Source organism: Streptomyces sp. NPDC101219, from assembly GCF_044767675.1.
In the GTDB taxonomy this organism is placed as follows: Bacteria; Actinomycetota; Actinomycetes; order Streptomycetales; family Streptomycetaceae; genus Streptomyces.
The window spans coordinates 319,160-344,809 of the sequence record NZ_JBIWOK010000006.1 but is presented as its reverse complement, the minus strand read 5'-3'; the positions used below and the strand labels follow the sequence as shown (position 1 = coordinate 344,809).

Genomic DNA, 25,650 nt, shown 5'->3' with positions numbered 1-25,650 from the left:
CTGAAACCTTCGAAGCCCTCTGCCCCCGAGGTGGCAGAGGGCTTCGTCGCCCTCTAGCGTGGCGTCATGATCGAGCTCGAGGGGCTGACCAAGCGGTACGGCGAGAAGGTGGCGGTCAACAATCTGACCTTCACGGTGCAACCCGGCATCGTCACGGGCTTCCTGGGACCCAACGGGGCCGGGAAGACCACCACGATGCGCATGGTGCTGGGCCTGGACCGGCCCACGGCCGGGGATGTGCGCATCGAAGGCAAGCGGTACGACCAGCTGAAGGACCCGCTGAAGTCGGTGGGGGCGCTGCTGGACGCGAAGGCGCTGCACGGCGGCCGCACCGCCTTCAACCACCTGCTGTGCCTGGCGCAGAGCAACGGCATCCCGCGGCAGCGGGTGCACGAGGTGCTGGACACGGTCGGTCTGACGGCGGTGGCGAAGAAGAAGGCCAAGGGCTTCTCGCTCGGCATGGGCCAGCGGCTCGGCATCGCCGGCGCGCTCCTGGGCGACCCGCGGATCCTGATGTTCGACGAGCCGGTCAACGGCCTCGACCCCGAGGGCATCCACTGGATCCGCATGCTGATGAAGTCCCTCGCGCAGCAGGGCCGCACGGTCTTCGTCTCCTCGCACCTGATGAGCGAGATGGCGCTGACCGCCGACCACCTCGTCGTCATCGGACAGGGCCGGCTGCTCGCCGACACGTCCATGGCCGACTTCATCCAGCGCAACTCCCGCTCCTACGTCCGGGTGCGCAGCCCGCAGCGGGAGCAGCTCCTGGACGCCTTCCACGAGGCCGGGATCACCGCCGTGGAGAGCGGCAGCGGGGTCCTGGAGGTGGACGGCAGCAAGGCCGAGCAGATCGGTGAGCTGGCCGCCCGGCACCAGATCGTGCTGCACGAGCTGAGCCCGCAACAGGCGTCCCTGGAGGAGGCCTTCATGCAACTGACCGCGGAATCGGTGGAGTACCACGCGCACTCCGGCCCGCCCGCCCCCGCACCGCAGCAACAGCAGCAGTGGGGCGACGACTGGAAGAAGAAGGGCTGATCATGGCGGCAGGACAGGTCGTCCGCTCCGAGTGGACGAAGATCCGGTCGGTGGCGTCCACGGTGTGGACGCTCTCCCTGGCGGTGGTCGTCACCATCGCCCTGGGCATGCTGATCTCGGCGCTGTCGAAGAGCGAGTTCGACAACCTCAGCGAACGGGACCGGCTCGCCTTCGACCCCACGTTCATCAGCTTCGCCGGGATGGGTCTCGGCCAGCTCGCGATGATCGTGTTCGGGGTCCTGGTGGTGTCGAACGAGTACAGCACCGGCATGATCCGCACCTCGCTGGCGGCGGTGCCGCAACGCGCCACGTTCCTGTTCAGCAAGCTCGGGGTGGCCACCGCGCTGGCCCTGGTGGTCGGCATGGCGACCAGCTTCGCCACCTTCTTCCTCGGGCAGGCCATGCTCGGCGAGCACAAGGCGTCCCTCGGGGACGAAGGGGTGCTGCGGGCGGTGATCGGCGGCGGCCTCTACATGACGCTGATCGCCCTGTTCTCGATGGGCGTGGCCGCGATGCTGCGCTCGCCGATGCTGTCGCTGGGCATCCTGATGCCGTTCTTCTTCCTGATCTCCAACATCCTGGGCAACGTCGACGCGACGAAGAAGGTCGGCCAGTACCTGCCCGACCAGGCCGGCAGCAAGATCCTGCAGGTGGTGCCGCCGCTCGACGACGACACCCCGTACGGGCCGTGGGGCGGTCTGGGGATCATGGCGCTGTGGGTGCTGGCGGCGGTCCTGGGCGGCTACGCGGTGCTGAAGAAGCGCGACGCCTAGGGGGCGGGGAGCCGGGCGCCGGTTTTACCTCGCTTTTAGCGGAACCGTGAGCGCCTGGATATCCTCCTAACCCTTACGGGGGCGTGTGCCCCGCTGTCCAGAACCTTCGATGGGTGCGGAGCATGATCGAGGCTGTCGGCCTGACCAAGCAGTACGGCGCGAAGACCGCTGTGTACGACCTCTCGTTCCAGGTGCGGCCGGGGGCCGTCACCGGCTTCCTGGGTCCCAACGGCTCGGGCAAGTCGACGACCATGCGCATGATCCTCGGCCTGGACAACCCCACCGCCGGCCACGTCACCATCGGGGGCTACCCGTACCGCAGGCTGCCCAACGCGGCCCGGCAGGTGGGCGCGCTGCTGGACGCCAAGGCCGTGCACGGCGGGCGCACCGCCCGCAACCACCTGCTGAGCCTCGCCCAGCTCTCCGGCATCCCGGCCCGCCGGGTCGACGAGGTGCTGGGCGTGGTCGGCCTGCACGAGGTGGCCCGGAAGCGGTCCCAGGGCTTCTCCCTGGGCATGGGGCAGCGGCTGGGCATCGCCGCTGCCCTGCTCGGCGACCCCGAGGTGCTGCTGTTCGACGAACCGGTCAACGGCCTCGACCCCGAGGGCATCCTGTGGGTGCGCAACCTGATGAAGGCGCTGGCGGCGGAGGGCCGCACGGTCTTCGTCTCCTCGCACCTGATGAGCGAGATGGCGCTGACCGCCGACCACCTCATCGTCATCGGCCGCGGTCAGCTGCTCGCCGACATGAGCGTGACGGACTTCATCTCCGCGAACTCGGCGGACTTCGCGCGGGTCCGCACGCCCGACACCGAGCCGCAGGCGCGCGAGAAGCTGTGGGCCGCGCTCACCGAGGCCGGCGGCCAGGTGCTGCCCGAGCCGGACGGCGCGCTGCGGGTGACCGGGCTGCCGCTCCCCCGCATCAGCGACCTCGCCCACGCCTCGGACGTGCGCCTGTGGGAGCTGTCGCCGCACCAGGCGTCGCTGGAGGAGGCGTACATGCGGATGACGCAGAGCGCCGTCGACTACCGCTCCACCACGGACCAGAAGGAGGGCTTCCGGGAGCCGCTGCCGCCGGGCGCGCAACCGCCGATGCCGGTGCCCGGCCAGGGTCAGCCCGGCTGGTACGCCCCGCCGCCGCCCCGGCCGGGCGAGGAGCCCTTCGCGGGTGCGTCACAGGGCGCGGCACAGCACCCCGGGGCCCCGGCTCCGGCGGGCCCGTCCGCCGAGGCTCCCGCAGCCCCCGCCGCTCCCGACCTGACCAAGCCCGAGGACGCCCGATGAGCACGCCGCAGACCCCGACCGAGCAGGACCCCGGCCACGGCCCGACGTCCGCTCCCGTGGCCCCCGGTGCCGACGGGGAGTACCCCCGTTACACCTCGCCGATCCCGGTCGTGCGCACCCACCTCGGGCACGCGCTGGCCTCCGAGTGGACGAAGATCAGGTCGGTGCGCTCCACGATGTGGACGCTGGGCGTGTTCGTGCTGCTGGTCGTCGGCATCGGCACGCTGGCCGGACTCCTCGTGCTGACCGCGGACGCGGACCTGAACGGGGAGAGCCCGATGGGTCTCGGCCTCTTCGGGCTGCTGCTGGGCAGCATGTGCATCATCACGCTGGGCGTGCTGACCACGGCGTCCGAGTACGGCACCGGCATGATCCGCACCACGATGGTCGCCTGTCCCGCGCGGGCGCGGGTCCTGGCGGCGAAGGCCGTGGTGTTCTTCCTGGTGGCCTTCGTGGTGACGCTGGTCTCCGTCTCGCTCGTCGCGCTGCTGCACGTGGCGATGCTGGAGGGCAGCGGCGCCCGGGCGCCCTCCGGCGAGGAGTGGCTGAAGGGCACGGTGGGCATCTCGCTCTACCTGGCGCTGCTGGGCACCCTCTCGCTGGCGGTCGGCTCGCTCATCCGGCACTCGGCGGGCGCCATCACGATCATGATCGGTCTGCTGCTGGCCCCGCTGGTGATCGCCCTGTTCATGTTCTCGTCCTCGCTCCAGGACGTGCAGCAGGCGCTGTTCCAGTACTCCATCCCGAATCAGCTGAGCATCTTCTACTCCAACTCCCTCAGCGACTCCGGCCCGTCCGGCTGGGACCCGCTGTGGATCATGATCGGTCTGACGGGTGTGACCCTGGGCGGCGCCTTCGCGCTGCTCGACAGCCGGGACGTCTGAGGGACCGCTCGGGCTACTGCTGCTGCGAGGCGAGCTGGATCAGGTTGCCGCAGGTGTCGTCGAGGACGGCGGTGGTGACGGGGCCCATCTCCAGCGGGTCCTGGGTGAAGCGGACGCCGAGGCCGCGCAGCCGCTCGTACTCCGCGCGGACGTCGTCGACCGCGAACTGGGCGAGCGGGATGCCGTCGGCGACGAGCGCGTCGCGGTAGGTCCGGGCGGCCGGGTGGCCGAGGGGCTCCAGCAGGAGTTCGGGGCCCTCGGGGGCCTCGGGCGAGACGACGGTCAGCCAGCGGTCCTGCTCGCCCACGGGGACGTCGTGCTTCTTCACGAAGCCGAGCACCTCCGTGTAGAAGCGCAGGGCCGCGGCCTGGTCGTCGACGAAGACACTGGTGAGATGGATCTTCATGGGGTGTTCTCCGGTCCGGTCGGGTCGGTGGGGGGCCAGCGTTCGGTGATCCGCCGCAGCGGGGCCGTGTCCAGGTCGTGGAACTTGTAGCGTCCCTCCCGCCTGGTCCTGACGAGTCCCGCCGCCTCCAGCACGGCGAGGTGCTGGGAGACGCCCTGGCGGGAGATGCCGAGCCCGTGCTTCATGGCCAGGCGCGAGCAGATCTCGAACAGGGTCTGGCCGGACTGCTCCGCGAGCTCGTCGAGGATCGTGCGGCGCGTGGGGTCGGCCAGGGCTTTGAACAGTTCGTCGTCGGCCACACCCCCACCATAGGCAAGTCTTCACTTGCCTATCAAGCCGGGGAGCGGCGCACGCGCGCCCGGCCGCCGGCCGGGCGGGCCGGAGGGCGTCAGAACCTCGGCGCGTTGCGGGACCGCTGCACGCGTGTGGTCCGGCGGTCGCGCGCGTTCCAGCACGCCTTGTGCCAGTGCCGGCGCTCGTCGACGCCGGAGTGCTCCGGCCACGCCACCAGGTGCGGCACGCCGTCCGGGATCAACTGGTCGCAGCCGGGGCAGCGGTAGGCCTTGCCGTGGACGCTGGCTCCGGCCACGTGCCGTACGCTCCACTCCTCGCCCTGCCAGCTCTCCGTGGACTGCCAGCCGCCGTAGCGGCCGGAGCGGTCGCCCTCGGCACTGCGGCCGGCGGAACCGGCTCCCTTGGGTCGGTTGCGACGCGGGGACAAGGGACACCTCACGGGGCTATACAGGGTGCAGCGACCCGTCCAGCGTACGCGGCGGGACCCCGGGTACACGGACGCGACCGGTCCCCCCACGTCGCCTCCGGGGCGGCTCCGAACCCCTTCCCGACGGTCCATTCTGCAGACAATCCGGAAAATCCCCCGCCCGGCCGTGTCCTCGGCACGTGTCAGACGGTTATGCCGTGTGGGGGAGCTCCGTGTCGGAGCCAAGGAAGCAGGAAAGCAATGCGCGTTGGAAGTTTCGTACTGGCCGCCCAGTTCCCTGGGCAGGGCGAAGGGGAGGCACTGCACCGTGCGGTCCGCTCGGCGGAGGTGTCCGAGGAGGCGGGGCTCGACTCGGTCTGGCTGGCCGAGCACCACTTCGTCCCCTACGGCACCTGCCCGTCGGCCGTGACCCTGGCCGCCCTCCTGCTCGGCCGCACCCGCCGGCTGCGGGTCGGCACGGCGGTCAGCGTGCTGCCCACCGCCCACCCCGTGGCCCTCGGCGAGCAGGCGGCGCTGCTGCATCTCACCAGCGGCGGCCGCTTCTCGCTGGGCGTGGGGCGCGGCGGCCCCTGGGTCGACCTGGAGGTGTTCGGGTCCGGCCTGGAGGCGTACGAGCAGGGCTTCCCCGAATCACTCGATCTGCTGATGCGCTGGCTGCGCGAACCGCGGGTCGACGCGGACGGCGAGCGCTTCCGGTTCCGTGAAGTGCCCGTCGTGCCGCGCCCGTCGGAGTCCCTCACTCCGGGCGGCGGCCCCGAGGTCGTCGTCGCGTGCACCTCGCCCGCGAGTGTGCGGCTGGCCGCCGAGCGGGGTCTGCCGATGCTGCTGGGCATGCACGTCGGGGACGAGGAGAAGGCCGAGATGGTCGCCCTGTGGCGGCGGCACGCGCGCGCCTCGGGCCGTCCGGCCGAGGAGATCCACGAGGCCGCCCACGTCTCCGCCGGGGTCTGCCAGATCGCCGACCGGCGCTCGGACGCGGTGGAGACCCTGACCAAGGCGATGCCGGGCTGGCTCCGCCAGGGGCTCGAGGCCCATGTGACCGTGGACGGGCGGCAGCGGCAGATGCGCGACCCGCTCGCGTACACCGAACTGCTCTGCGGGCTGCACCCGGTGGGCACGCCGCGGCTGTGCGCCGACCGGCTCGCCGCGACCGGCGAGCGCACCGGCATCTCCCGCTTCGCACTGCTCGTCGAGGGTTCCGGCGACCTCGCCGCGACCGAGGAGAACGTACGGCGGCTCGGCAGCGACGTGCTCCCCCAGCTCGCCTGAGCGAGCCGGGGACCCATGGGCTTGCCGCCCCGGTACAGACCGCACCTCCCGCGTACGGAGCGGCAAGCGAAGGACGGGGGCGCATCAGCAGTCGCGCAGCTCCGGTGACTGGTTCAGCAACTGACCGCGGATGGAGGTGAAGCGCGCGAGCGTCTCGTCGACCGAGGAGTCGAGCGGGAACACCGCCACCCGGTGGCAGTTCTGGAAGGCCAGCCGGACACCGAAGTGCCGCTGCAGCGCGCCACGTATCGCGTCACTCGCGAGTGCACGCAGCAGCTGACCGCGTGCCTGCTCGTCCGGCGGAGGCGTCTGGTTGTCGGCGAACACTCCGCCGTCGACCTTCAGCTGGGCCACCAGGGAGCTGATCATCTCCCACGCATACGGCAGGGAGGTCCGGACGCAGTCGACGAAGGCGGCTTCGTCGACCTCGCCTCGCTCGGCCTGTTCGAGTAGGGCCGGTGAGACGTCGAGCGACATGGGTTCTCCTCTCGCACCCCCGTCGAGCAGGGGTTGCCTGACAGATAAGGGAGTTCGCGATATCGGACACGCTGCGTACACGTCTCGCGACCTCCCGTTCACTACCGTAAGCAACCGATCGGGCCCGCACCAGGCGAACAGCCGGATGCGGAACAACCTGTGGGCCGGTAATCGGCCATCGACGAAACCGTGGTTTCCAGGAGATTCAGGACGTGCCAGGTGGGTCCCACGGGCCCTGTGCGGTCCTTGAATCCGGGACCTGTTCCCGGGCGAATCGCATCGGGGCGGGCCGGTCGAGTAGCGTTGCCGACCATGCGTCTCGTCATTGCCCGTTGCTCCGTGGACTACGCCGGGCGGCTCACCGCCCACCTCCCCCCGGCGCCCCGCCTGATCCTGGTCAAGGCGGACGGCAGCGTCTCCATCCACGCCGACGACCGGGCCTACAAGCCCCTGAACTGGATGTCGCCCCCCTGCACGTTGAAGGAGGGGACCGGAGCGGAGGAGGGGGTCTGGACCGTCGTCAACAAGGCGGGCGAGAAGCTCATCATCACGATGGAGGAGATCCTGCACGACTCCTCGCACGAACTGGGGGTGGACCCCGGTCTGATCAAGGACGGCGTGGAAGCACACCTTCAGGAGCTGCTCGCCGACCGTATCGAGACCCTCGGCGAGGGCTACACCCTCATCCGGCGCGAGTACATGACCGCCATCGGTCCTGTCGACATCCTGTGCCGGGACGCCGACGGGCAGACCGTCGCGGTGGAGATCAAGCGCCGCGGCGAGATCGACGGGGTGGAACAACTCACCCGGTACCTGGAGCTGTTGAACCGCGATCCCCATCTCGCGCCGGTGCGCGGCATCTTCGCCGCCCAGGAGATCAAGCCGCAGGCCCGGGTGCTCGCCACGGACCGGGGCATCGGCTGCCAGGTCCTGGACTACGACGCGCTGCGCGGCATCGACGACGACAAGCTGCGCCTGTTCTGAGCGACGGCGCCCGCGCCGTGCGCGAAGGGCCGGATCCCCGCGGGGGATCCGGCCCTTCGTACATTCCGCACCCGCGGGCGGGGTGTCAGATCACCGTGTCCGGATCGCCGGGCGTGCCCGTGTCACCGGTCTCCGGGGCGCTCGCCGAACTGCTGCTCTGCACCGGTGAGGACGGGGCGGGGCCGCTGGCGCTGTCGCTCGTCGACGGCGGCGGGGGCTCCTCGGTGTCCGTGGGCGTCGGTGGCGTCGGCTCCGGCTCGGTCGACGGGTCGGTCGGCGTGGTCGGGGTGGTGGGGTCCGTCGGCTTGTTGCTCGTCGGCGGCTTCGTGGAGGACGGCGGCCGGGTGGACGACGGCGGCTTCGTCGACGTCGACGTCGGGTCAACGGGCTTGCCGGTGCCGCTCGCACCGTCCGACGGCCGCGCCGACCCGCTCTCGGTGGGCGTCGGGTCGTCCGAGGTGCCGAAGGTGCCGTCGGGGCCGGGGTCGGTCGGCCGGCTGGTGGCCGTGCCGGTGTCGCCCTCCTGGCCCGCACGGTCGGCGCCCAGGCTGTCGTCGTCGACGCCCTGGCTGGCCGAGGGGTTCACGCCGACGTTCTCCGACGGGGTCCCGGCGTCGTTGCCGGACGTGGCGCCGAGGGTGACCACCGTCCCGAGCACGGCGACGAGCAGCGCGCCCGCGCCGGTCGCCACCAGGTTGCGCCGGGCCAGGCCCTTCAGACCGCCACCGGCCTTCGCCGGGGACGGCGAGGCGACCGTGGGCGTCGTCCCGGTGCGGCTGATCACCAGGGCGGTGTCCGCGGGCGGCCTCAGTTCCGGGAAGGCCGCGGGCGCCCCGCGCGGGGGTGCGGCGGGCTCCTCGGACCGGACGTCCGGCACCTCGGCGAGCGGCGGGAGGGCCATCGGGATGCCGGAGCGGTCGGCGACCAGGGCCAGGGCGCGGCGGCCGGCGACGGTGCCGCGCTTGTCGGCGAGCGCGCCGCGCAGGCCGATGGACGCCTCCAGTTCGGTGCGGGCCCGGTCGAGCTGTCCGGCGCACAGGGCGTGCACGCCCAGCTCGTGGTGGAAGTAGGCCTCCTCCGCCACGTCCCCGGCGAGCCGGGCGGCCTCGGCGCCGGAGCGCAGCGCCCGCTCCCAGGCGCTCCAGTGCAGTCCGGCGGCGAAGGCGGGCGCCGCGGTGCGGGCCAGCTGCACGGCGGCGCTCGGCTCGCCCTCGGTGACGGCGGTGGTCTGCGGGGCCAGGACGCCGAGCGCGGCGAGCAGCGCGTCGGATTCGGCGCAGACCCGCTCCGGGGTCACCGAGGGGTGTCCGGCCCACCAGGCGTAGTGCTGGCCGGCGGTGCGGGCCTGGACCTGGAGGCCGTCGGCGTACCCGGCGGCCTCCAGCTGGGCCATCACTCCGGCGGCGAGCCGGTAGCGGGCGCCGACCGGAGAGACCAGCCCGCAGGCGGCCAGCTCGCCCAGCGCGGCGTCGGCGTGGGTGTCGCCCACCAGGGCGGGCAGGTGGGCCTGGTGCGGCAGTTCGCCGCCGAGGGCCACCGCGAAGCGCAGGGTGGCGCGGGCGGAGGCGCTGAGCCGGGAGGCGAGCAGCGGGGCGGGCGCGGCGGCCTCGCCGAGCGCGGGCAGCGGCACCTCGTCGGCGTCGGCGGCGGCCTCCGGGGGGACGTCGTCGGGGCGGGCGTCCTCGAAGACGCCGAACTCGTCGACGGCACCGGCGCCGGCCCGCAGCCGGTCCCGCTGGCGCAGCAGGGCACCGGCCTGGACGAAGCGCAGGGGCAGGCCCTCGGACTCGAACCACAGGTCCCCGGCCCAGTTCGACTCGTCCTCGGTGAGGCGGCGTCCGACGACGTGACCGAGCAGGTCGAGTCCGGCCGCGCGGTCGAGTCCGGACAGCGCGACCTCTTCGACGCCCGACTCGGCGGACGGGGCGGGCACGGCGGGGGTCGCGCCGAACAGGAAGGCGCACTCGGGGCAGGCGTCCAGCAGCGCGTCGAGGGCCGTACCGCCGGCCTCCAGGTCGTCCACGACGACGACGGCGCCGATCTCCCGCACGCAGGCGAGCAGTTCGTCCCGTTCCGGCCGGTGCAGCGGGGCGCTGTAGACGGCGTGGAAGAGGTCGTGGAGGAGGTCGTCGACGCTGCGGCCGAGGCCGTTGAGCCGGACGACGCCGTCGGGGGCGAGGTCGGCGCAGTCGTCGGCGACGATGTCGAGCAGCCGGGTGCGGCCGGAGCCGCCGGGGCCGGTGAGGCGCACGGAGCGGCCGCGGGCGAGCAGCCGGACCAGCTGTTCGCGCTCGTCCTGGCGGGCCAGCAGCGGCGGGGCGGGCCGCGTTGGGCCGGGCGGGACGGGCGGCCGGGCGGCGCGTTCGATCTCGGCGCGGCCCGCGGCGTCCAGCTTGACCGGGCGGCCGGGCCGTTCGGCGGGCGGGCACGGCTCGATCTCGCTGCCGTCGACCGGGTTGACGGTGAGCAGGAAGTCGCCGGAGACCAGCTGCACCGTGCGCGCGAGCGCGGGCTGGCCGAAGTCCGATGTGAGGGATTCCCTGGGAGGGCGCTGGCGCGGCGGGTGGCCGGTGCCGTCGTGGCCGTACTCCTCGGGTCCCGTGTTGTTCGGGTCCATAGGTCCTAGCCCCCCAAAAGCGTCGTGTGCTGGAAGCCCTCCCCGGCCTCGTCGCACACCCGCTGTCGCTTCTGGTCCGGGCCCGCTCGAGGGTTGCTTGGCAGCGGGCAGCCGAACCCTAAACCTTCGCTCAGTATGTACGACAGTCCGGGGTACCGCGCCGTCCATGACGTCACGGTCTCGTGAGGATTGTGCGCGCGTCGCACGGTTCGCCGAGGCCGGCCCGGTCTCCGCCGGTCACCCGGAGGGCGCCGGTGCCGGCTCACACACGCGGGAGCGTGTCCACCCCGATGCCCCCCTCGATCGCCAGGATGCGGTGCAGCCGGGTGGCCACCAGCAGGCGCTGCATCTGCGGCGGGACGCCGCGCAGCACCAGGCGCCGGCCGCAGCGGCCGGCCCGCCGGTGGGCTCCCATGATCACGCCGAGTCCGGTGGCGTCCCAGGAGTCCAGTTCGGACAGGTCCAGGACCAGGTCGCCGACTCCGTCGTCGACGGCCGAGTGCAGGACCGTACGGGCGTCCGCCGCGCTGCGGACGTCGAGGCGGCCCCCGACGACCAGCTCGACGTGGTCGCCCCTGATGTGCATATGCGCTCCCCGTGCGTGCGTCTGGTGCTCCGCGTCTTTTGATTCCGGTGATGCAACCTCTGACTGCGTGGAGGGGGCAGAGGTTGCTACCTGTAAGCGAACCGATACCGAATTCACCCCGGCGGGTGATGGCGCCGGGGTGAGGGGGCGGGATCAGTGCTCGTAGAAGCCCTGCCCGCTCTTGCGGCCGATGTCACCGGCGTCAACCATCCGGCGCATCAGCTCGGGAGCCGCGAACTTCTCGTCCTGGGACTCGGTGTAGATGTTGTCGGTGGCGTGCAGCAGGATGTCGACGCCGGTGAGGTCGGCGGTGGCCAGCGGTCCCATCGCGTGGCCGAAGCCCAGCTTGCAGGCGAGGTCGATGTCCTCGGCGCTGGCCACGCCCGACTCGTGCAGCTTGGCGGCCTCGACGACGAGGGCGCAGATGAGGCGGGTGGTCACGAAGCCGGCCACGTCGCGGTTGACGACGATGCAGGTCTTGCCGACCGACTCGGCGAACTCCCGTGCCCTGGCGAGGGTTTCGTCGCTGGTCTTGTAGCCGCGGACCAGTTCGCACAGCTGCATCATCGGCACCGGCGAGAAGAAGTGGGTGCCCACGACCCGCTCCGGGCGCTCCGTCACGGCCGCGATCTTGGTGATCGGGATGGCGGAGGTGTTGGAGGCGAGGACGGTGTCGTCCCGCACGATCTTGTCGAGCGCCCGGAAGATGTCGTGCTTGACTTCCAGCTTCTCGAAGACGGCCTCGACGACGACGTCGGCGTCCGCGCAGGCGTCCAGGTCGGTGGTCGAGGTGATGCGGGCGAGGGCGGCGTCGGCGTCGTGCGCCTCCATCCTGCCCTTGCCGACGAACTTGTCGTACGACGCCTTGATGCCGTCGGTGCCCCGGGTGAGCGCTTCGTCGGTGACGTCGCGCAGGACGACCTCCCAGCCCGCCTGAGCGGAGACCTGGGCGATGCCGGACCCCATGAGACCGGCCCCGATGACGGCGAGCTTGCCTGCCACTGTGCGACTCCCCTTCGAAACGCTCACACACTGTTCCTGTATGTCACTGGCGGACACTAGCGGTCGTGAGGGGGCGTGGGAGGGGGTTAGTAATGCGTGTCACGTCTCATGGGGTGAGACACCCGTCACGTCCGCCGGCCCCGGTGCCCGGAGGCTTTTCGAGGGAGGTACGGGGCAGGTCCGGGCGGCCTTCCCACGGGTCGTCAGCACAGGGTGTTCACCGAGGGGTTGTTGACGCGCGTAGCACTCTGTCGCACGCTGGTCGCCGGCGGCCGTCCGGCGGCGGCGCCCCCTTCGCCCCAGCGAGACGGTCGGGAGGCCGGAATGCTCAGACGTGCGACACGGACACTTCTCGCAATTGTCATGGTCATGGCGGGTACGGTGCTCGGGGTGGGAGCCACGGCGGGCACCGCGCACGCCGACTCGTGCTACACCTGGAACCGCACGCTGTCCCAGGGCTCCTCCGGCAGCGATGTGACGCAGCTGCAGATCCGCGTGGCCGGCTGGGTCACCTCGGGCGAACGGCTCTCCTACGACGGCCAGTACGGCGCCCGCACCGCGGCGGCCGTGAAGCGGTTCCAGGCCGCCTACGGGCTGTCCGCCGACGGCGTCGCCGGGCCCGCCACCTTCAGCAAGATCTACGCGCTCCAGGACGCCGACTGCACCCCCGTCCACTTCAGCTACGCCGAACTCAACAAGTGCAACTCCACGTGGTCCGGCGGCGCGGTTCCGGCGGCCACCGCCAAGGCGAACGCGCTGAAGACCATGTGGAAGCTGGAGGCGATGCGGCGCAAGCTGGGTGACGTGCCGATCACCATCTCCAGCGGCTTCCGCTCCTACGCCTGCAACAGCGCGGTCGGCGGCGCGTCCAACAGCCGTCACCTCTACGGCGACGCGGCCGACCTGGTCGGCACGCCCAGCCTGTGCACGCTGGCCCGCCAGGCACGGGTCCACGGCTTCTCCGAGATCCTCGGCCCGGGCTACCCCGGCCACAACGACCACACCCACGTCGCCTTCGACCCCTCCGCGTACTGGTCGGCGCCCACCTGCGGCATCTGACCGGAACGGGGCGTGCGCCCCACCGCACGCCCGGGGAATTCCGGCCGCGCCGTCCCGGCGCGGCCGGGACGCCTCCCCCGGCGCTCCGTGACCCCCCGCACACAGCCGCCCCCGGGAGCGTCGGCGGAACTAGGCTGGCCCCATGGTCAATCTGACGCGCATCTACACCCGGACCGGCGACCGGGGCACCACCAACCTGGGGGACATGAGCCGGGTCCCCAAGACCGACCTGCGGATCTCCGCCTACGCCGACGCCAACGAGGCGAACGCGGTGATCGGCACGGCGCTCGCCCTGGGCGGTCTCGACGAGGACCTCGTCGCCGTCCTCACCCGCGTGCAGAACGACCTGTTCGACGTGGGCGCCGACCTGTCGACCCCGGTGGTGGAGAACCCCGAGTACCCGCCGCTGCGGGTGGAGCAGTTCTACATCGACCGGCTGGAGGCGGACTGCGACCGCTTCAACGAGCAGCTGGAGAAGCTGCGCTCGTTCATCCTGCCCGGAGGCACCGCGGGCGCCGCGCTGCTGCACCAGGCGTGCACGGTCGTACGGCGGGCCGAGCGCTCCACCTGGGCCGCCCTTCAGGCGCACGGTGAGAGCATGAACCCGCTCACCGCCACCTACCTCAACCGCCTCTCGGACCTGCTGTTCATCCTGGCCCGGATCGCCAACAAGGAGACCGGCGACGTGCTGTGGGTGCCGGGCGGGGAGCGCTGAGCCCTACCGCGCACGACCCGGTACAGGCCGAGCAGGACCTCGGCGGCGCCGAGGCACATGAACAGGACGCCCACCTTGGGGAGCGAGACCACCGGCAGCTCCACCCCCTGGGTGCAGCGCCACAGGGCCAGGCCCCCGAGCACCGTGCCCGCGCCGGTGGCGCAGTGCTCGGCGGCCCGTCTCACCGGCCCACCCGCTCGCGGTCCGCGACGCCCGCGCCGGCGTCGCCCGCCGGGGCCTTCTTCGGCCACACCCAGTACGCCAGCGTCACCAGGCCGTGGATGCCGGCCACCCGCCAGGCCGTGAAGCGCCAGGCCTCCAGGGACGTGACGCGGCCCGGATCGCCGACATACCAGATGGCCAGCTGGAGCAGCACGGTCGCCACCGCGGCGCCGGCCAGCGTGCCGAGCCACACCCGGGTCTCGTGCCGGGCGCGGGCCCGTCCGTACTTCGGCGCGCCGGGCGGCCTCGGCCCGCCGCCCAGACGGTGGGCGGCGTGGCCGTCGAGCCACTTCACCGTGCGGTGACCGTGGCCGACGGTGTAGCCGATGTAGAGCGCGGCCAGCCCGTGCGTCCAGTTCGGCTCCGCGCCGTTCTTCAGGTCCAGGGCGGTCACGACCAGCAGCACGACCTCCAGCAGCGGCTCGCACAGCAGCAGCGCCAGGCCGGTGCGCGGCATCTTCAACAGGTAGCAGAAGGCCAGGCCGGCCGCCAGCAGCACCCAGAAGCCGATCTCGCAGGCGGCGATCAAGGCGACGATCACGTCTCGCTCCTCTCGGTCACCCTTCCAGGCTCCCGCCCCGGGCGGCCCGGGGCGTCGTCGCCGACGACGAACTCGCGGTACATCGAAAGATGCAGTCCAGGACCCTCCCCCGGGACCGGGCACCGGCGCCGCGCAGCGTGTTGGATGGTGCCATGGCCGTACGACTGTCCCGACCTTCCCGGTTCGACGCGTGGATCGCGCTCGCGGGTCTCGCCGGCGGCCTGCTGCTGTGGGGCTTCGGGCTGGGCGTCCGCTCGCCCCAGGACCCGATGGTGCTCTTCGGGGGCCGCTGGCCGCTGCTCGTGCCGCTGGCCGTGATGGCCTGCTGCGAGCTGCTGCGCCGCACCGCCCCCCGCACCGCCCTGCTGATCGGCACGGCCGCGCTGGCCGCGGACACCATGACCCAGGGCAGCATCGCCACGATCGTGATGTACACCGACCTGATGTACGCGGCGGTGGTGTACGGCACGCCCGCCACCGCCCGCCGCCTGCCCAAGATCACCGGTGTGCTCACGGTCGCGGCCACCCTGGTCCCGTACGCCGGGTGGCGGGTGCCGGAGGCGCTGCTGATCGGGCTGGTGGTCGGCGCCGTGACGTTCGCGCCCGCGTCGACCGGTCTGATCGTGCGCAACCACCGCGACGCCGCCGACGCCGCCCGGCTGCGCGCCGAACAGACCGCGCTGCTGGCCGAGATGGACCGCACCCAGGCGGTGAACCAGGAACGCGCCCGCATGGCCCGGGAGTTGCACGACGTGGTCGCCAACCACCTGTCGGCGATCGCCATTCACTCCACGGCCGCGCTCTCCCTGGACGAGCCCGGCACCTCCCGCGAGGCGCTGACCGTGATCCGGGAGAACAGTGTCCAGGGGCTGTCCGAGATGCGCCGCCTGATCGGCATCCTGCGGGAGGGCGCCGACGACGGCGAACCCGCGGCCACCCCGACCCTGGACGGCCTCGCCGCGCTGGTGAAGGGCGCCCGCGCCAACGGCCTGGACGCCCGCCTCGACACCGAGCCCTGCTCCGTCCCCGCACCGGTCGAGCTGGCCGCGTACCGGATCGTCCAGGAGTCGCTGACCAATGCGCTCAAGCATGCCGAGAAGGGCCGCGTGTCCGTGTGGCTGCGCCGCACCGACGGCACCCTGGACGTCCGGGTGACCAGTCCGTACGGCGGCCGTGACGCCCCGCGCGCCCCTGGTTCGGGGGCCGGACTGGTGGGCATGCGGGAGCGGGCCGCCCTGCTCGGCGGCACCTTCGACGCGGGTCCCGAGAAGGACCCGGACGGCACGGGCGGCAAGGTCTGGGCCGTCCGTGCCTCGCTGCCCGTCACCGACACCGATTCCGCCCCGGGAGATGCCTGATGATCCGTGTCCTCGTCGCCGAGGACCAGTCCGCCGTCCGCGCCGGGCTGGTCCTCATCCTGCGCAGCGCGCCCGACATCGAGGTGGTCGGCGAGGCGGCGGACGGCGAGCGGGCGGTGGAGCTCGCCCGTGAACTGCGCCCGGACCTGGTGCTGATGGACATCCAGATGCCGCGCCTGGACGGGGTGTCGGCGACCCGGCAGGTGGTCGCGGAGGGGCTGGCGGACGTGCTCGTGCTGACCACCTTCGACCTCGACGCGTACGTGTTCGGGGCGCTGCGGGCGGGGGCGGCCGGGTTCCTGCTGAAGAACACCGACGCCAAGGACCTGCTCGCGGCGGTGCGCACGGTGGCGCAGGGCGAGGGCATCGTGGCCCCGGCCGTCACCCGGCGGCTGATCGCCGAGTTCGCCGCGAAGCCCGTCCGGCGCACTCCGGCCGTGGACCCGGCGGCTCTGGACGCGCTCACCCGGCGCGAGCGGGAGGTGCTGTCGTGCCTGGGCGAGGGGCTGTCCAACGCGGCCGTCGCCGAACGCCTGGACATGGCGGAGGCGACGGTGAAGACGCACGTCAGCCGCCTGCTGGGCAAGCTGGGGCTGCGCAGCCGGGTCCAAGCGGCAGTGCTCGCGCAGGAGTTGGGGATCTAGCGCCTCTGGTTCGGATCATGCCGGATCAGGGAGCGGACAAACCGTCCAGGTGGTCCAGACCTATTGACCCGTGGTCCAGACCTTTCTATTCTCGCGGCACCGTGGGCGTGATGGCTCAGTCACGTCCCCTCCACGACCTCACAAGGAGGCGCAGCATGCGCTTCAGACACAGAGCCGCGGCAGGATTCGCGACCCTGCTGCTCCCCCTGTCGGGCATGGTCGCCCTCGCACCCCCCGCCCAGGCCGCCACCTCCGCCACCGCCACCTACGCCAAGACCCAGGACTGGGGCTCCGGCTTCGAGGGCAAGTGGACGGTGAAGAACACCGGCACCACGACCATCAACGCCTGGACGATCGAGTGGGACTTCCCCGCCGGCACCAAGGTGACGTCGGCCTGGGACGCCACGGTCACCAACTCCGGTGACCACTGGACCGCCAAGAACCTCGGCTGGAACGGCACCCTCGCCCCCGGGGCGTCCGTCTCCTTCGGCTTCAACGGCAGCGGCACCGGCTCCCCCTCCGGCTGCAAGCTCAACGGCGGCAGCTGCGACGGCGGCAGCGTCCCCGGCGACGATGCACCCTCCGCGCCCGGCACCCCCACCGCCTCGAACGTCACCGACACCTCGGTGAAGCTGTCCTGGTCCGCGGCGACCGACGACAAGGGCATCAAGAACTACGACGTGCTCCGCGACGGCGCCAAGGTCGCCACCGTGACCGGCACCACCTACACGGACACCGGGCTCAGCAAGGGCACCGACTACTCCTACACCGTGCAGGCCCGGGACACCGCCGACCAGACCGGCCCGGTCAGCGGCGCGGTGAAGGTCCGCACCACCGGCCAGACCGAGGAACCGCCGCCCACCGGCGACAAGATCAACCTCGGCTACTTCACCGAGTGGGGCGTCTACGGCCGCAACTACCACGTCAAGAACCTGGTGACGTCCGGCTCGGCCGCCAAGATCACCCACATCAACTACGCCTTCGGCAACGTGGTGAACGGCCAGTGCAAGCTGGACGACGCCTACGCCGCCACCGACAAGGCCTACACCGCCGACCAGTCCGTCAGCGGCCAGGCCGACACCTGGGACCAGCCGCTGCGCGGCAACTTCAACCAGCTGCGCCAGCTGAAGGCCAAGTACCCGCACATCAAGGTGCTGTACTCCTTCGGCGGCTGGACCTACTCCGGCGGCTTCGGCCAGGCCGCGCAGAACCCGGCCGCGTTCGCCAAGTCCTGCAAGGCCGTGGTGGAGGACCCGCGCTGGGCCGATGTCTTCGACGGCATCGACATCGACTGGGAGTACCCCAACGCCTGCGGTCTGACCTGTGACACCAGCGGCCCGGCGGCCTTCAAGAACCTCTCCCAGGCCCTGCGCGCCGAGTTCGGCAAGGACTACCTGGTCACCGCCGCCATCACCGCGGACGGCTCCGACGGCGGCAAGATCGACGCCGCCGACTACGGGGGCGCCGCGCAGTACCTCGACTGGTACAACGTGATGACCTACGACTACTTCGGCGCCTGGGACAAGACCGGCCCGACCAACCCCCACTCGCCGCTGACCTCGTTCAACGGCATCCCGAAGGAGGGCTTCAACTCGGCCGCCGCCATCGCCAAGCTGAAGGCGAAGGGCGTCCCGGCGAAGAAGCTGCTGCTCGGCATCGGCTTCTACGGCCGCGGCTGGACCGGCGTCACCCAGTCCGCCCCCGGCGGCACGGCGACGGGCGCGGCGCCCGGCACGTACGAGGCGGGCATCGAGGACTACAAGGTCCTGAAGACCGCCTGCCCCGTGACCGGCACCTTCGCCGGCACCGCGTACGCCCACTGCGGCAGCAACTGGTGGTCCTACGACACCCCCGCCACCATCAACGGCAAGATGGCCTGGGCCAAGAACCAGGGTCTGGGCGGCGCGTTCTTCTGGGAGTTCAGCGGTGACACCGCGAACGGCGAACTCGTGAGCGCGATCGACAGCGGACTGAAGTAGCACCACCGGCCCCCCACGGCCACGGCGACACCACCGCCCCCGGACGACCGAGTCCGGGGGCGGTTCCGTTGCCACGGGCGCGGACGGCTCACCGTCCGCACGGGAGATGCCTGCCTCTGCGGCAGCCCGAGTCCTCTGTTGCCGGGGCCCGGGGGCCGAACTACCCGACCGGGGGGGCGCTGTGCGCCCCGGGTGCCGCGCTGTGCGAGCTAGGGGCCGCGCTACGCGACGTCCACCCTCCCCCACCCAGCGGGGCCCTGAACGCCGCTACGCGACGTTCACCCTCTGTCCCGGCGGGGCTGCCTCCAGCCAGGCCAGGAAACCGGTCAACGCATCCTCGCTCATCGCGAGTTCGAGGCGCGTGCCGCGGTGCCGGCAGGCCAGGACGACCGCGTCCGACAGCAGCGCGAGCTCCTCCTCGCCCTCCGGGACCCGGCGGCCGGCCACCTCGATCGCGGAGCGTTCCAGGACGCGGCGCGGGCGGGGCGCGTAGGAGAAGACACGGAACCACTCGACCCGGTCGCCGTTGTAGCGGGCCACGCCGTACGCCCAGCCCTTGCCGCCCGGGTCACCGGGCTCCGGCGCCTCCCAGCGCAGGCTGCAGTCGAACGTCCCGCCGGAGCGCTGGATGATGCGGCGGCGCAGCCCGAAGACGAACAGGCCCGCCACCACGAGCACCACCACGATTCCGCACACAGTCAGAGCGAGGACCATCGACACCGACCTCCTCGTCTCCTAGGTAACGGAACGGAAAAATCATCCAGATCTGACTCAGCCGCGACCGGCTCCGGATCGCTCCGGTGCCTGCCGCGGCTGAGTGACATCATCGCACTGCGCTGGGGTCAGCGCGCCGCCGTCGCCCGCAGACGTGCGTTTGCGCGGCGCTCTGCGTCGGGGTCGTTCTCCGCCTTCGCGCGGGCCAGCTCCTGCTCCACGCTCCGGACGTCGATCTCGTCCGCCAGCTCGGCGACCTCCGCCAGCAGCGACAGCTTGTTGTCCGCGAACGAGATGAAACCGCCGTGCACCGCGGCGACGACCGTCTCCCCCTCGTTGGTGCGGATGGTCACGGGGCCCGATTCCAGCACACCGAGCAGCGGCTGGTGACCGGGCATGACGCCGATGTCGCCGGACGTGGTGCGCGCGACGACCAGGGTGGCCTCGCCGGACCAGACCTCTCGGTCGGCCGCGACCAGCGCGACGTGCAGCTCAGCAGCCAAGGTGGCTCCTCGGGTCACCACCCGGCGGTCATGCCGGGTGTTGGTTACAAGTCTAAAGGGCGTGTACGAGGGGGCGGGACACGCCCGCCCCCTCAGGGTGAGCCCGGGGGCTCATCCGGAGCACGGGGCTCAGGAGACGCCCAGCTCCTTCGCGTTCGCCTTCAGGTCCTCGATGCCACCGCACATGAAGAACGCCTGCTCGGGGAAGTGGTCGTACTCACCGTCGCAGATCGCGTTGAACGCGGCGATCGACTCGTCCAGCGGCACGTCCGAGCCGTCCACGCCGGTGAACTGCTTGGCGACGTGGGTGTTCTGCGACAGGAAGCGCTCCACGCGACGGGCACGGTGGACGACCAGCTTGTCCTCCTCGCCCAGCTCGTCGATACCGAGGATCGCGATGATGTCCTGCAGGTCCTTGTACTTCTGCAGGATGTTCTTCACGCGCATGGCCGCGTCGTAGTGGTCCTGCGCGATGTAGCGCGGGTCCAGGATCCGGGACGTCGAGTCCAGCGGGTCCACGGCCGGGTAGATGCCCTTCTCCGAGATCGGACGGGAGAGCACCGTCGTCGCGTCGAGGTGGGCGAAGGTGGTGGCCGGGGCCGGGTCGGTCAGGTCGTCCGCGGGGACGTAGATCGCCTGCATCGAGGTGATCGAGTGACCACGGGTCGAGGTGATGCGCTCCTGGAGGAGACCCATCTCGTCGGCCAGGTTCGGCTGGTAGCCCACCGCGGAGGGCATGCGGCCGAGCAGGGTCGACACCTCGGAACCCGCCTGGGTGAAGCGGAAGATGTTGTCGATGAAGAACAGCACGTCCTGCTTCTGGACGTCGCGGAAGTACTCGGCCATGGTCAGGCCGGCCAGCGCGACGCGCAGACGCGTCCCCGGCGGCTCGTCCATCTGGCCGAAGACCAGCGCGGTCTTGTCGATGACGCCCGACTCGCTCATCTCGTCGATGAGGTCGTTGCCCTCACGGGTGCGCTCACCGACACCGGCGAACACCGACACACCGTCGTGGTTGTTGGCGACGCGGTAGATCATCTCCTGGATGAGCACCGTCTTGCCGACGCCGGCACCGCCGAACAGACCGATCTTTCCACCCTTGACGTACGGGGTGAGGAGGTCGATGACCTTGACGCCGGTCTCGAACATCTCGGTCTTCGACTCGAGCTCGTCGAAGTTGGGCGCCTTGCGGTGGATCGGCCAGCGCTCGCCGTCGTACTGCTCGTCGACGTTCAGCACCTCACCGAGGGTGTTGAACACCTTGCCCTTGGTGAAGTCGCCGACCGGGACGGAGATGGCGGAACCGGTGTCCGTCACCGGGGCCTGGCGGACCAGACCGTCGGTGGGCTGCATGGAGATGGTGCGGACCAGACCGTCACCCAGGTGCTGGGCGACCTCCAGGGTCAGCGTCTTCAGCTCGCCCGCGTTCGCCGGGTCGGCGACCTCGACGTGCAGGGCGTTGTAGATCTCCGGCATCGAGTCGACGGGGAACTCCACGTCGACGACCGGGCCGATGACCCGGGCGACGCGGCCCGTAGCCGTCGCGGTCTCAACAGTGGTGGTCATTACTTGTCACTCCCCGCGGTCGCGTCGGCCAGTGCACTGGCGCCACCGACGATCTCGCTGATTTCCTGGGTGATTTCGGCCTGGCGGGCCGCGTTGGCAAGACGGGAGAGCGTGTTGATCAGCTCGCCCGCGTTGTCGGTGGCCGACTTCATCGCGCGCCGCGTGGCGGCGTGCTTGGAGGCGGCCGACTGGAGCAGCGCGTTGTAGATCCGGCTCTCCACGTAGCGCGGCAGCAGGGCGTCGAGGACGTCCTCGGCCGAGGGCTCGAAGTCGTACAGCGGGAGGATCTCGTCCTTGGCGGACGACTCCTCCGCGACCTCGTCGAGACGCAGCGGGAGCAGCCGGGCACCGACCGCGGTCTGCGTCATCATCGACACGAACTCGGTGTAGACGATGTGGAGTTCGTCCACACCGCCCTCCGCCGTGTCCGTCTCGATGGCCTCGATCAGGGGCGCCGCGACCTTCTTGGCGTCCGCGTACGAGGGGTCGTCGGTGAAGCCGCTGAACGACTCCGTGACCTTGCGCTCACGGAAGTTGTAGTGCGCGAGACCACGGCGGCCGACGATGTACGTGTCGACCTCCTTGCCCTCGCGCTCCAGGCGCGCGGTCAGCTGCTCCGCCGCCTTGATGGCGTTGGCGTTGAAGGCGCCGGCCAGGCCGCGGTCGCTCGTGAGGAGCAGGACCGCGGCACGGGTCGGGTTCTCCGCCTCCGTGGTCAGCGGGTGCTTGGTGTCCGAACCGGTACCGACCGCCGTGACCGCGCGGGTGAGTTCCTCCGCGTACGGCGAGGAAGCACGCACCTTGCGCTGCGCCTTGACGACACGCGAGGCGGCGATCATCTCCATCGCCTTGGTGATCTTCTTGGTCGCGGTGACGGATCGGATGCGACGCTTGTAGACCCGGAGCTGAGCTCCCATGAGTCAGGTCCCTTCCTTACGTCACTTGGCGGCAGCGGCCGGGGCGTCCTCGCCGAGCAGCTTGCCGTCGCTCGTCTCGAACTGCTTCTTGAACTCCGCCACGGCGTCCGCGATCGCCTGGATCGTGTCGTCGGACATCTTGGCGCCCTCCCGGATGGAGGTCATGAGGCCCTGCTCCTTGCGGTGCAGGTACTCCAGCAGCTCCTTCTCGAAGCGGCGGACGTCGCCGACCGGCACGTCGTCCATGCGGCCCGTGGTACCGGCCCAGACGGACACGACCTGGTCCTCGGTCGCCATCGGCTCGTACTGGTTCTGCTTCAGCAGCTCGACCAGACGCTGACCGCGCTCCAGCTGCGCCTTGGACGCGGCGTCCAGGTCGGAACCGAAGGCGGCGAACGCCTCCAGCTCACGGAACTGGGCGAGGTCCACGCGCAGACGGCCGGAGACCTGGCGCATCGCCTTGTGCTGTGCGGAACCACCGACCCGGGAGACGGAGATACCGACGTTCAGCGCGGGGCGCTGACCGGCGTTGAACAAGTCCGACTCCAGGAAGCACTGGCCGTCGGTGATGGAGATGACGTTGGTCGGAATGAACGCCGACACGTCGTTGGCCTTGGTCTCGACGATCGGCAGACCGGTCATCGAGCCGGCACCCATCTCGTCGGAGAGCTTCGCGCAGCGCTCCAGCAGGCGGGAGTGCAGGTAGAAGACGTCACCCGGGTAGGCCTCGCGGCCCGGCGGGCGGCGCAGCAGCAGCGACACGGCGCGGTAGGCGTCCGCCTGCTTCGACAGGTCGTCGAAGATGATCAGGACGTGCTTGCCCTCGTACATCCACTGCTGGCCGATGGCCGAGCCGGTGTACGGCGCGAGGTACTTGAAGCCGGCCGGGTCGGACGCCGGGGCGGCGACGATGGTCGTGTACTCCAGGGCGCCGTTCTCCTCCAGCGCGCGGCGCACCGACGCGATGGTGGAGCCCTTCTGGCCGACGGCGACGTAGATGCAGCGGACCTGCTTCTTCGGGTCGCCGGAACGCCAGTTGTCCCGCTGGTTGATGATCGTGTCCACGGCGAGGGCGGTCTTGCCCGTGCCGCGGTCGCCGATGACGAGCTGACGCTGGCCACGGCCGATCGGGGTCATGGCGTCGACGGCCTTGTAGCCGGTCTCCATCGGCTCGTGCACCGACTTGCGCTGCATGACCGTGGGGGCCTGCAGTTCGAGGGCGCGGCGGCCCTCGGTCTCGATCTCGCCGAGGCCGTCGATCGGGTTGCCGAGCGGGTCGACCACACGGCCGAGGTAGCCCTCGCCCACGGCGACGGACAGGACCTCGCCGGTGCGGGTGACCGGCTGACCCTCCTCGATGCCGCTGAACTCACCGAGGACGATGGCACCGATCTCGCGCTCCTCGAGGTTGAGGGCGAGACCGAGGGTGCCGTCCTCGAACTTCAGCAGCTCGTTGGCCATGGCCGAGGGAAGACCCTCGACCTTGGCGATGCCGTCGCCGGCAAGGGTGACCGTACCGACCTCCTCGCGCGAGGCCGCGTCCGGCTTGTACGACTGGACGAAATTCTCCAGCGCGTCCCGGATCTCCTCCGGCCGGATCGTGAGCTCCGCCATCTGAGTTCCCTGCTCTCCTTGTTGGGCCCGAAGTTTCACTTGGGGGGTATTCCACGAGTCGGGGACTCCCCCCAATAAGAGGTGAATCCTCTGCACGGCCCAACCCGGGCCGTAGTCATGCTTATGGAGTTGCTGCTAGCTCGCCATGCGGCGGGCGGCGTCCTCGAGCCGGTCCGCGAGCGAGCCGTTGATGATCTCGTCGCCGACCCGCACCCGGATCCCGCCCAGGACCTCGGGGTCCACGTCGAGGTTGAGGTGCATCTGCCGCCCGTAGAGCTTCGCCAGGGCGGCACCGAGGCGCCGCTTCTGGGTGTCGCTCAGCGGGACCGCGGAGGTGACGACGGCAACCATGCGGTTGCGACGCTCGGCCGCGAGCTTGGTCAGGGACTCGAGTCCCGCCTCCAGGCTACGTCCACGCGGCGCGGTGACAAGGCGCGTCACCAGACGCTCGGTCGTGGGCCGGGCCCGGCCGCCGAGCAGGCTGCGCACCAGCTCGCTCTTGGCCGAGGCGCCCGCGGCGCGGTTGGTCAGCGCCGCCCGCAGCTCGGTGTCGGAGGAGATGATCCGGCCGAAGCGGAACAGCTCGTCCTCGACGTCGTCGAGCGTGCCGTCCTGCTGGGCGGCGGTGAAGTCGGCCGTGTTGGCCAGCTCCTCCAGCGCGTCCACCAGGTCACGCGACTGCGACCAGCGGGAGCGCACCGTGCCGGCCACCAGGTCGGCGGCGGGGCCGCCGATCTGACCGCCGAGGACGCGCCCCACCAGTTCGGCCTTCGCGTCAGCGGCCTGCGCCGGGTCGGTGAGGACCCGGCGCAAGCTGACCTCGCGGTCGAGCAGCGCGGTGACGGCGGCCAGCTCGTCGGCGAGCTGCGCCGCGTCCACGGACGTGGAGTCCGTCAGCGCGTCGAGCCGCTCACGTGCGGCGGCCAGTGCCTCGCGGCTCGCTCCGTTCATCGTGCTGCCTCGGCCTTCTCCTCGAGCTGGTCGAGGAAGCGGTCGATCACACGGCTCTGCCGGGCGTGGTCCTCGAGGGACTCGCCGACCAGCTTGCCCGCCAGTTCGGTGGCGAGCCGGCCGATGTCCTGGCGCAGGGCCGCGGACGCGGCCTTGCGGTCGGCCTCGACCTGGGTGTGACCGGCGGCCACGATCTCCTCACGCTGCCGCTGGCCTTCCGCGCGCATCTCGGCGATGAGCGCGGCGCCCTGCTCCTGCGCCTCCTGGCGCAGGCGCGCGGCCTCGTGCCGGGCCTCGGCGAGCTGGGCCTTGTACTGCTCCAGCACGCTCTGGGCCTCGGTCTGAGCGGCCTCGGCCTTCTCGATCCCGCCCTCGATCGCCTCGCGGCGCTCCTCCAGAACCTTGTTGATGTTCGGGAGGAGCTTCTTGGCGAGGAAGCCGAAGACGATGACGAAGGCGAGCAGGCCGATGACGAGCTCGGGAATCGGCGGGACGAGGGGGTTCTGAGGCTCCTCGGCCGCGATATGAAGCAGTGCGTTCATATCAAAGTGCCTTTCGTCTGGTGACCTGGTCGTGGATCAGGTGCTTACCGGCCGTAGACGAACGGCATGACCAGGCCGATGAGGGCGAGCGCCTCGCAGAAGGCGAAGCCGAGGATCTGGTTGGCGCGGATCAGGCCGGCGGCCTCGGGCTGACGGGCGATGGCTTCGGTGCCCTTGCCGAAGATGATGCCGACGCCGATGCCGGGGCCGAAGGCGGCGATGCCGTAACCGACGGAAGCGATCGAGCCGGTAACGGCAGCGAGGGTCTGGGACATGCCAGTTCTTCCT

Annotated in this window: 28 protein-coding genes; 11 read left to right on the top strand and 17 right to left on the bottom strand. The window is 71.2% G+C overall.

The window, feature by feature from the left end; genetic code table 11:
• Nucleotides 1–66: 66 nt before the first annotated feature.
• The 4 genes from ACIRPP_RS14595 to ACIRPP_RS14580 all read left to right on the top strand — a co-directional run bounded on the left by ACIRPP_RS14595 (nucleotide 67) and on the right by ACIRPP_RS14580 (nucleotide 3,975).
• Nucleotides 67–1,035: an ABC transporter ATP-binding protein gene (locus tag ACIRPP_RS14595; protein WP_403641878.1), complete on the top strand. Its 969-nt coding sequence runs from the start codon at nucleotides 67–69 to the stop codon at nucleotides 1,033–1,035.
• Between the two features lie 2 nt (nucleotides 1,036–1,037).
• On the top strand, nucleotides 1,038–1,808 hold the full coding sequence (locus ACIRPP_RS14590) for an ABC transporter permease (protein ID WP_403641876.1): 771 nt from the start codon (nucleotides 1,038–1,040) through the stop codon (nucleotides 1,806–1,808).
• A gap of 122 nt (nucleotides 1,809–1,930) precedes the next feature.
• On the top strand, nucleotides 1,931–3,091 hold the full coding sequence (locus ACIRPP_RS14585) for an ABC transporter ATP-binding protein (protein ID WP_403641873.1): 1,161 nt from the start codon (nucleotides 1,931–1,933) through the stop codon (nucleotides 3,089–3,091).
• On the top strand, nucleotides 3,088–3,975 hold the full coding sequence (locus tag ACIRPP_RS14580) for an ABC transporter permease (RefSeq protein WP_403641870.1): 888 nt from the start codon (nucleotides 3,088–3,090) through the stop codon (nucleotides 3,973–3,975). Before ACIRPP_RS14585 ends, ACIRPP_RS14580 begins: the two co-directional genes overlap by 4 nt.
• A gap of 13 nt (nucleotides 3,976–3,988) precedes the next feature.
• On the opposite strand, the gene ACIRPP_RS14575 is transcribed toward ACIRPP_RS14580, so the two are convergent.
• The 3 genes from ACIRPP_RS14575 to ACIRPP_RS14565 all read right to left on the bottom strand — a co-directional run bounded on the left by ACIRPP_RS14575 (nucleotide 3,989) and on the right by ACIRPP_RS14565 (nucleotide 5,102).
• Nucleotides 3,989–4,381, bottom strand: coding sequence for a VOC family protein (locus ACIRPP_RS14575; protein ID WP_403641867.1), 393 nt, complete (start codon nucleotides 4,379–4,381; stop codon nucleotides 3,989–3,991).
• Nucleotides 4,378–4,680: an ArsR/SmtB family transcription factor gene (locus ACIRPP_RS14570; RefSeq protein ID WP_403641865.1), complete on the bottom strand. Its 303-nt coding sequence runs from the start codon at nucleotides 4,678–4,680 to the stop codon at nucleotides 4,378–4,380. The genes ACIRPP_RS14575 and ACIRPP_RS14570 overlap by 4 nt, the downstream gene beginning before the upstream one ends.
• 89 nt (nucleotides 4,681–4,769) lie before the next feature.
• Complete coding sequence (locus ACIRPP_RS14565) at nucleotides 4,770–5,102, bottom strand: ATP/GTP-binding protein (protein WP_403641862.1); 333 nt, start codon at nucleotides 5,100–5,102, stop codon at nucleotides 4,770–4,772.
• 240 nt (nucleotides 5,103–5,342) lie between these two features.
• Here ACIRPP_RS14565 and ACIRPP_RS14560 point away from each other — a divergent pair, with 240 nt between their 5' ends.
• Nucleotides 5,343–6,371, top strand: coding sequence for an LLM class flavin-dependent oxidoreductase (locus ACIRPP_RS14560; RefSeq protein WP_403641859.1), 1,029 nt, complete (start codon nucleotides 5,343–5,345; stop codon nucleotides 6,369–6,371).
• Between the two features lie 84 nt (nucleotides 6,372–6,455).
• Here ACIRPP_RS14560 and ACIRPP_RS14555 read toward each other — a convergent pair whose 3' ends face one another.
• Complete coding sequence (locus tag ACIRPP_RS14555; RefSeq protein WP_164336165.1) at nucleotides 6,456–6,848, bottom strand: SCO5389 family protein; 393 nt, start codon at nucleotides 6,846–6,848, stop codon at nucleotides 6,456–6,458.
• 312 nt (nucleotides 6,849–7,160) lie between these two features.
• Between ACIRPP_RS14555 and nucS the strand changes: the two genes are divergently transcribed.
• Nucleotides 7,161–7,832 (top strand): endonuclease NucS, encoded by a 672-nt coding sequence (gene nucS, locus ACIRPP_RS14550; RefSeq protein ID WP_164344214.1) that lies wholly within the window; start codon nucleotides 7,161–7,163, stop codon nucleotides 7,830–7,832.
• Between the two features lie 85 nt (nucleotides 7,833–7,917).
• On the opposite strand, the gene ACIRPP_RS14545 is transcribed toward nucS, so the two are convergent.
• The 3 genes from ACIRPP_RS14545 to ACIRPP_RS14535 form a co-directional block, all read right to left on the bottom strand.
• Nucleotides 7,918–10,449 (bottom strand): ATP-binding protein, encoded by a 2,532-nt coding sequence (locus ACIRPP_RS14545; RefSeq protein ID WP_403641856.1) that lies wholly within the window; start codon nucleotides 10,447–10,449, stop codon nucleotides 7,918–7,920.
• A gap of 262 nt (nucleotides 10,450–10,711) precedes the next feature.
• Entirely contained in the window at nucleotides 10,712–11,035 is a 324-nt protein-coding gene (locus tag ACIRPP_RS14540) for an STAS domain-containing protein (protein WP_164336093.1), read from the bottom strand.
• A 153-nt stretch (nucleotides 11,036–11,188) separates the two neighbouring features.
• The gene (locus ACIRPP_RS14535; RefSeq protein WP_403641852.1) at nucleotides 11,189–12,037 is read right to left on the bottom strand and encodes a 3-hydroxyacyl-CoA dehydrogenase family protein; all 849 of its coding nucleotides are present in this window, start codon (nucleotides 12,035–12,037) and stop codon (nucleotides 11,189–11,191) included.
• A 324-nt stretch (nucleotides 12,038–12,361) separates the two neighbouring features.
• Here ACIRPP_RS14535 and ACIRPP_RS14530 point away from each other — a divergent pair, with 324 nt between their 5' ends.
• Both ACIRPP_RS14530 and ACIRPP_RS14525 read left to right on the top strand, forming a co-directional pair.
• Entirely contained in the window at nucleotides 12,362–13,096 is a 735-nt protein-coding gene (locus ACIRPP_RS14530; RefSeq protein WP_403641849.1) for a D-Ala-D-Ala carboxypeptidase family metallohydrolase, read from the top strand.
• Between the two features lie 142 nt (nucleotides 13,097–13,238).
• Nucleotides 13,239–13,811, top strand: coding sequence for a cob(I)yrinic acid a,c-diamide adenosyltransferase (locus ACIRPP_RS14525; RefSeq protein WP_403641847.1), 573 nt, complete (start codon nucleotides 13,239–13,241; stop codon nucleotides 13,809–13,811).
• Here the strand turns inward: ACIRPP_RS14525 and ACIRPP_RS14520 are convergent.
• Together ACIRPP_RS14520 and ACIRPP_RS14515 are read right to left on the bottom strand one after the other, a co-directional pair.
• Entirely contained in the window at nucleotides 13,715–13,954 is a 240-nt protein-coding gene (locus tag ACIRPP_RS14520; protein WP_403642183.1) for a DUF5708 family protein, read from the bottom strand. The two genes, ACIRPP_RS14525 and ACIRPP_RS14520, sit on opposite strands and share 97 nt — an antisense overlap.
• Nucleotides 13,955–13,992: 38 nt before the next feature.
• Nucleotides 13,993–14,574 (bottom strand): hypothetical protein, encoded by a 582-nt coding sequence (locus tag ACIRPP_RS14515; RefSeq protein WP_403641844.1) that lies wholly within the window; start codon nucleotides 14,572–14,574, stop codon nucleotides 13,993–13,995.
• Between the two features lie 152 nt (nucleotides 14,575–14,726).
• Between ACIRPP_RS14515 and ACIRPP_RS14510 the strand changes: the two genes are divergently transcribed.
• The 3 genes from ACIRPP_RS14510 to ACIRPP_RS14500 all read left to right on the top strand — a co-directional run bounded on the left by ACIRPP_RS14510 (nucleotide 14,727) and on the right by ACIRPP_RS14500 (nucleotide 18,555).
• Nucleotides 14,727–15,932 carry a sensor histidine kinase gene (locus ACIRPP_RS14510; protein ID WP_403641841.1) on the top strand — a complete coding sequence of 402 codons (1,206 nt, stop codon included), beginning with the start codon at nucleotides 14,727–14,729 and terminating at the stop codon, nucleotides 15,930–15,932.
• A complete protein-coding gene (locus ACIRPP_RS14505) occupies nucleotides 15,932–16,576 on the top strand; it encodes a response regulator (RefSeq protein WP_403641839.1) in 645 nt (214 codons plus the stop codon). The genes ACIRPP_RS14510 and ACIRPP_RS14505 overlap by 1 nt, the downstream gene beginning before the upstream one ends.
• A gap of 155 nt (nucleotides 16,577–16,731) precedes the next feature.
• Nucleotides 16,732–18,555 (top strand): glycosyl hydrolase family 18 protein, encoded by a 1,824-nt coding sequence (locus ACIRPP_RS14500; protein ID WP_403641836.1) that lies wholly within the window; start codon nucleotides 16,732–16,734, stop codon nucleotides 18,553–18,555.
• Between the two features lie 267 nt (nucleotides 18,556–18,822).
• Here ACIRPP_RS14500 and ACIRPP_RS14495 read toward each other — a convergent pair whose 3' ends face one another.
• The 8 genes from ACIRPP_RS14495 to atpE all read right to left on the bottom strand — a co-directional run bounded on the left by ACIRPP_RS14495 (nucleotide 18,823) and on the right by atpE (nucleotide 25,637).
• Nucleotides 18,823–19,269, bottom strand: a complete 447-nt coding sequence (locus ACIRPP_RS14495) for a DUF2550 domain-containing protein (protein WP_403641833.1) — start codon at nucleotides 19,267–19,269, stop codon at nucleotides 18,823–18,825.
• A 128-nt stretch (nucleotides 19,270–19,397) separates the two neighbouring features.
• The gene (locus tag ACIRPP_RS14490; protein WP_403641830.1) at nucleotides 19,398–19,772 is read right to left on the bottom strand and encodes a F0F1 ATP synthase subunit epsilon; all 375 of its coding nucleotides are present in this window, start codon (nucleotides 19,770–19,772) and stop codon (nucleotides 19,398–19,400) included.
• 129 nt (nucleotides 19,773–19,901) lie between these two features.
• Nucleotides 19,902–21,338, bottom strand: a complete 1,437-nt coding sequence (gene atpD, locus ACIRPP_RS14485; protein ID WP_403641828.1) for a F0F1 ATP synthase subunit beta — start codon at nucleotides 21,336–21,338, stop codon at nucleotides 19,902–19,904.
• Nucleotides 21,338–22,255, bottom strand: coding sequence for a F0F1 ATP synthase subunit gamma (locus ACIRPP_RS14480; RefSeq protein WP_403641825.1), 918 nt, complete (start codon nucleotides 22,253–22,255; stop codon nucleotides 21,338–21,340). Before ACIRPP_RS14480 ends, atpD begins: the two co-directional genes overlap by 1 nt.
• A 21-nt stretch (nucleotides 22,256–22,276) precedes the next feature.
• Nucleotides 22,277–23,869: a F0F1 ATP synthase subunit alpha gene (gene atpA, locus ACIRPP_RS14475; RefSeq protein WP_403641822.1), complete on the bottom strand. Its 1,593-nt coding sequence runs from the start codon at nucleotides 23,867–23,869 to the stop codon at nucleotides 22,277–22,279.
• Between the two features lie 135 nt (nucleotides 23,870–24,004).
• Nucleotides 24,005–24,820 (bottom strand): F0F1 ATP synthase subunit delta, encoded by an 816-nt coding sequence (locus ACIRPP_RS14470; protein ID WP_403641819.1) that lies wholly within the window; start codon nucleotides 24,818–24,820, stop codon nucleotides 24,005–24,007.
• Nucleotides 24,817–25,362, bottom strand: a complete 546-nt coding sequence (locus tag ACIRPP_RS14465; protein WP_164348379.1) for a F0F1 ATP synthase subunit B — start codon at nucleotides 25,360–25,362, stop codon at nucleotides 24,817–24,819. The genes ACIRPP_RS14470 and ACIRPP_RS14465 overlap by 4 nt, the downstream gene beginning before the upstream one ends.
• Before the next feature lie 44 nt (nucleotides 25,363–25,406).
• Nucleotides 25,407–25,637, bottom strand: a complete 231-nt coding sequence (atpE, locus tag ACIRPP_RS14460; RefSeq protein ID WP_164336124.1) for an ATP synthase F0 subunit C — start codon at nucleotides 25,635–25,637, stop codon at nucleotides 25,407–25,409.
• Between the last annotated feature and the right edge of the window lie 13 nt (nucleotides 25,638–25,650).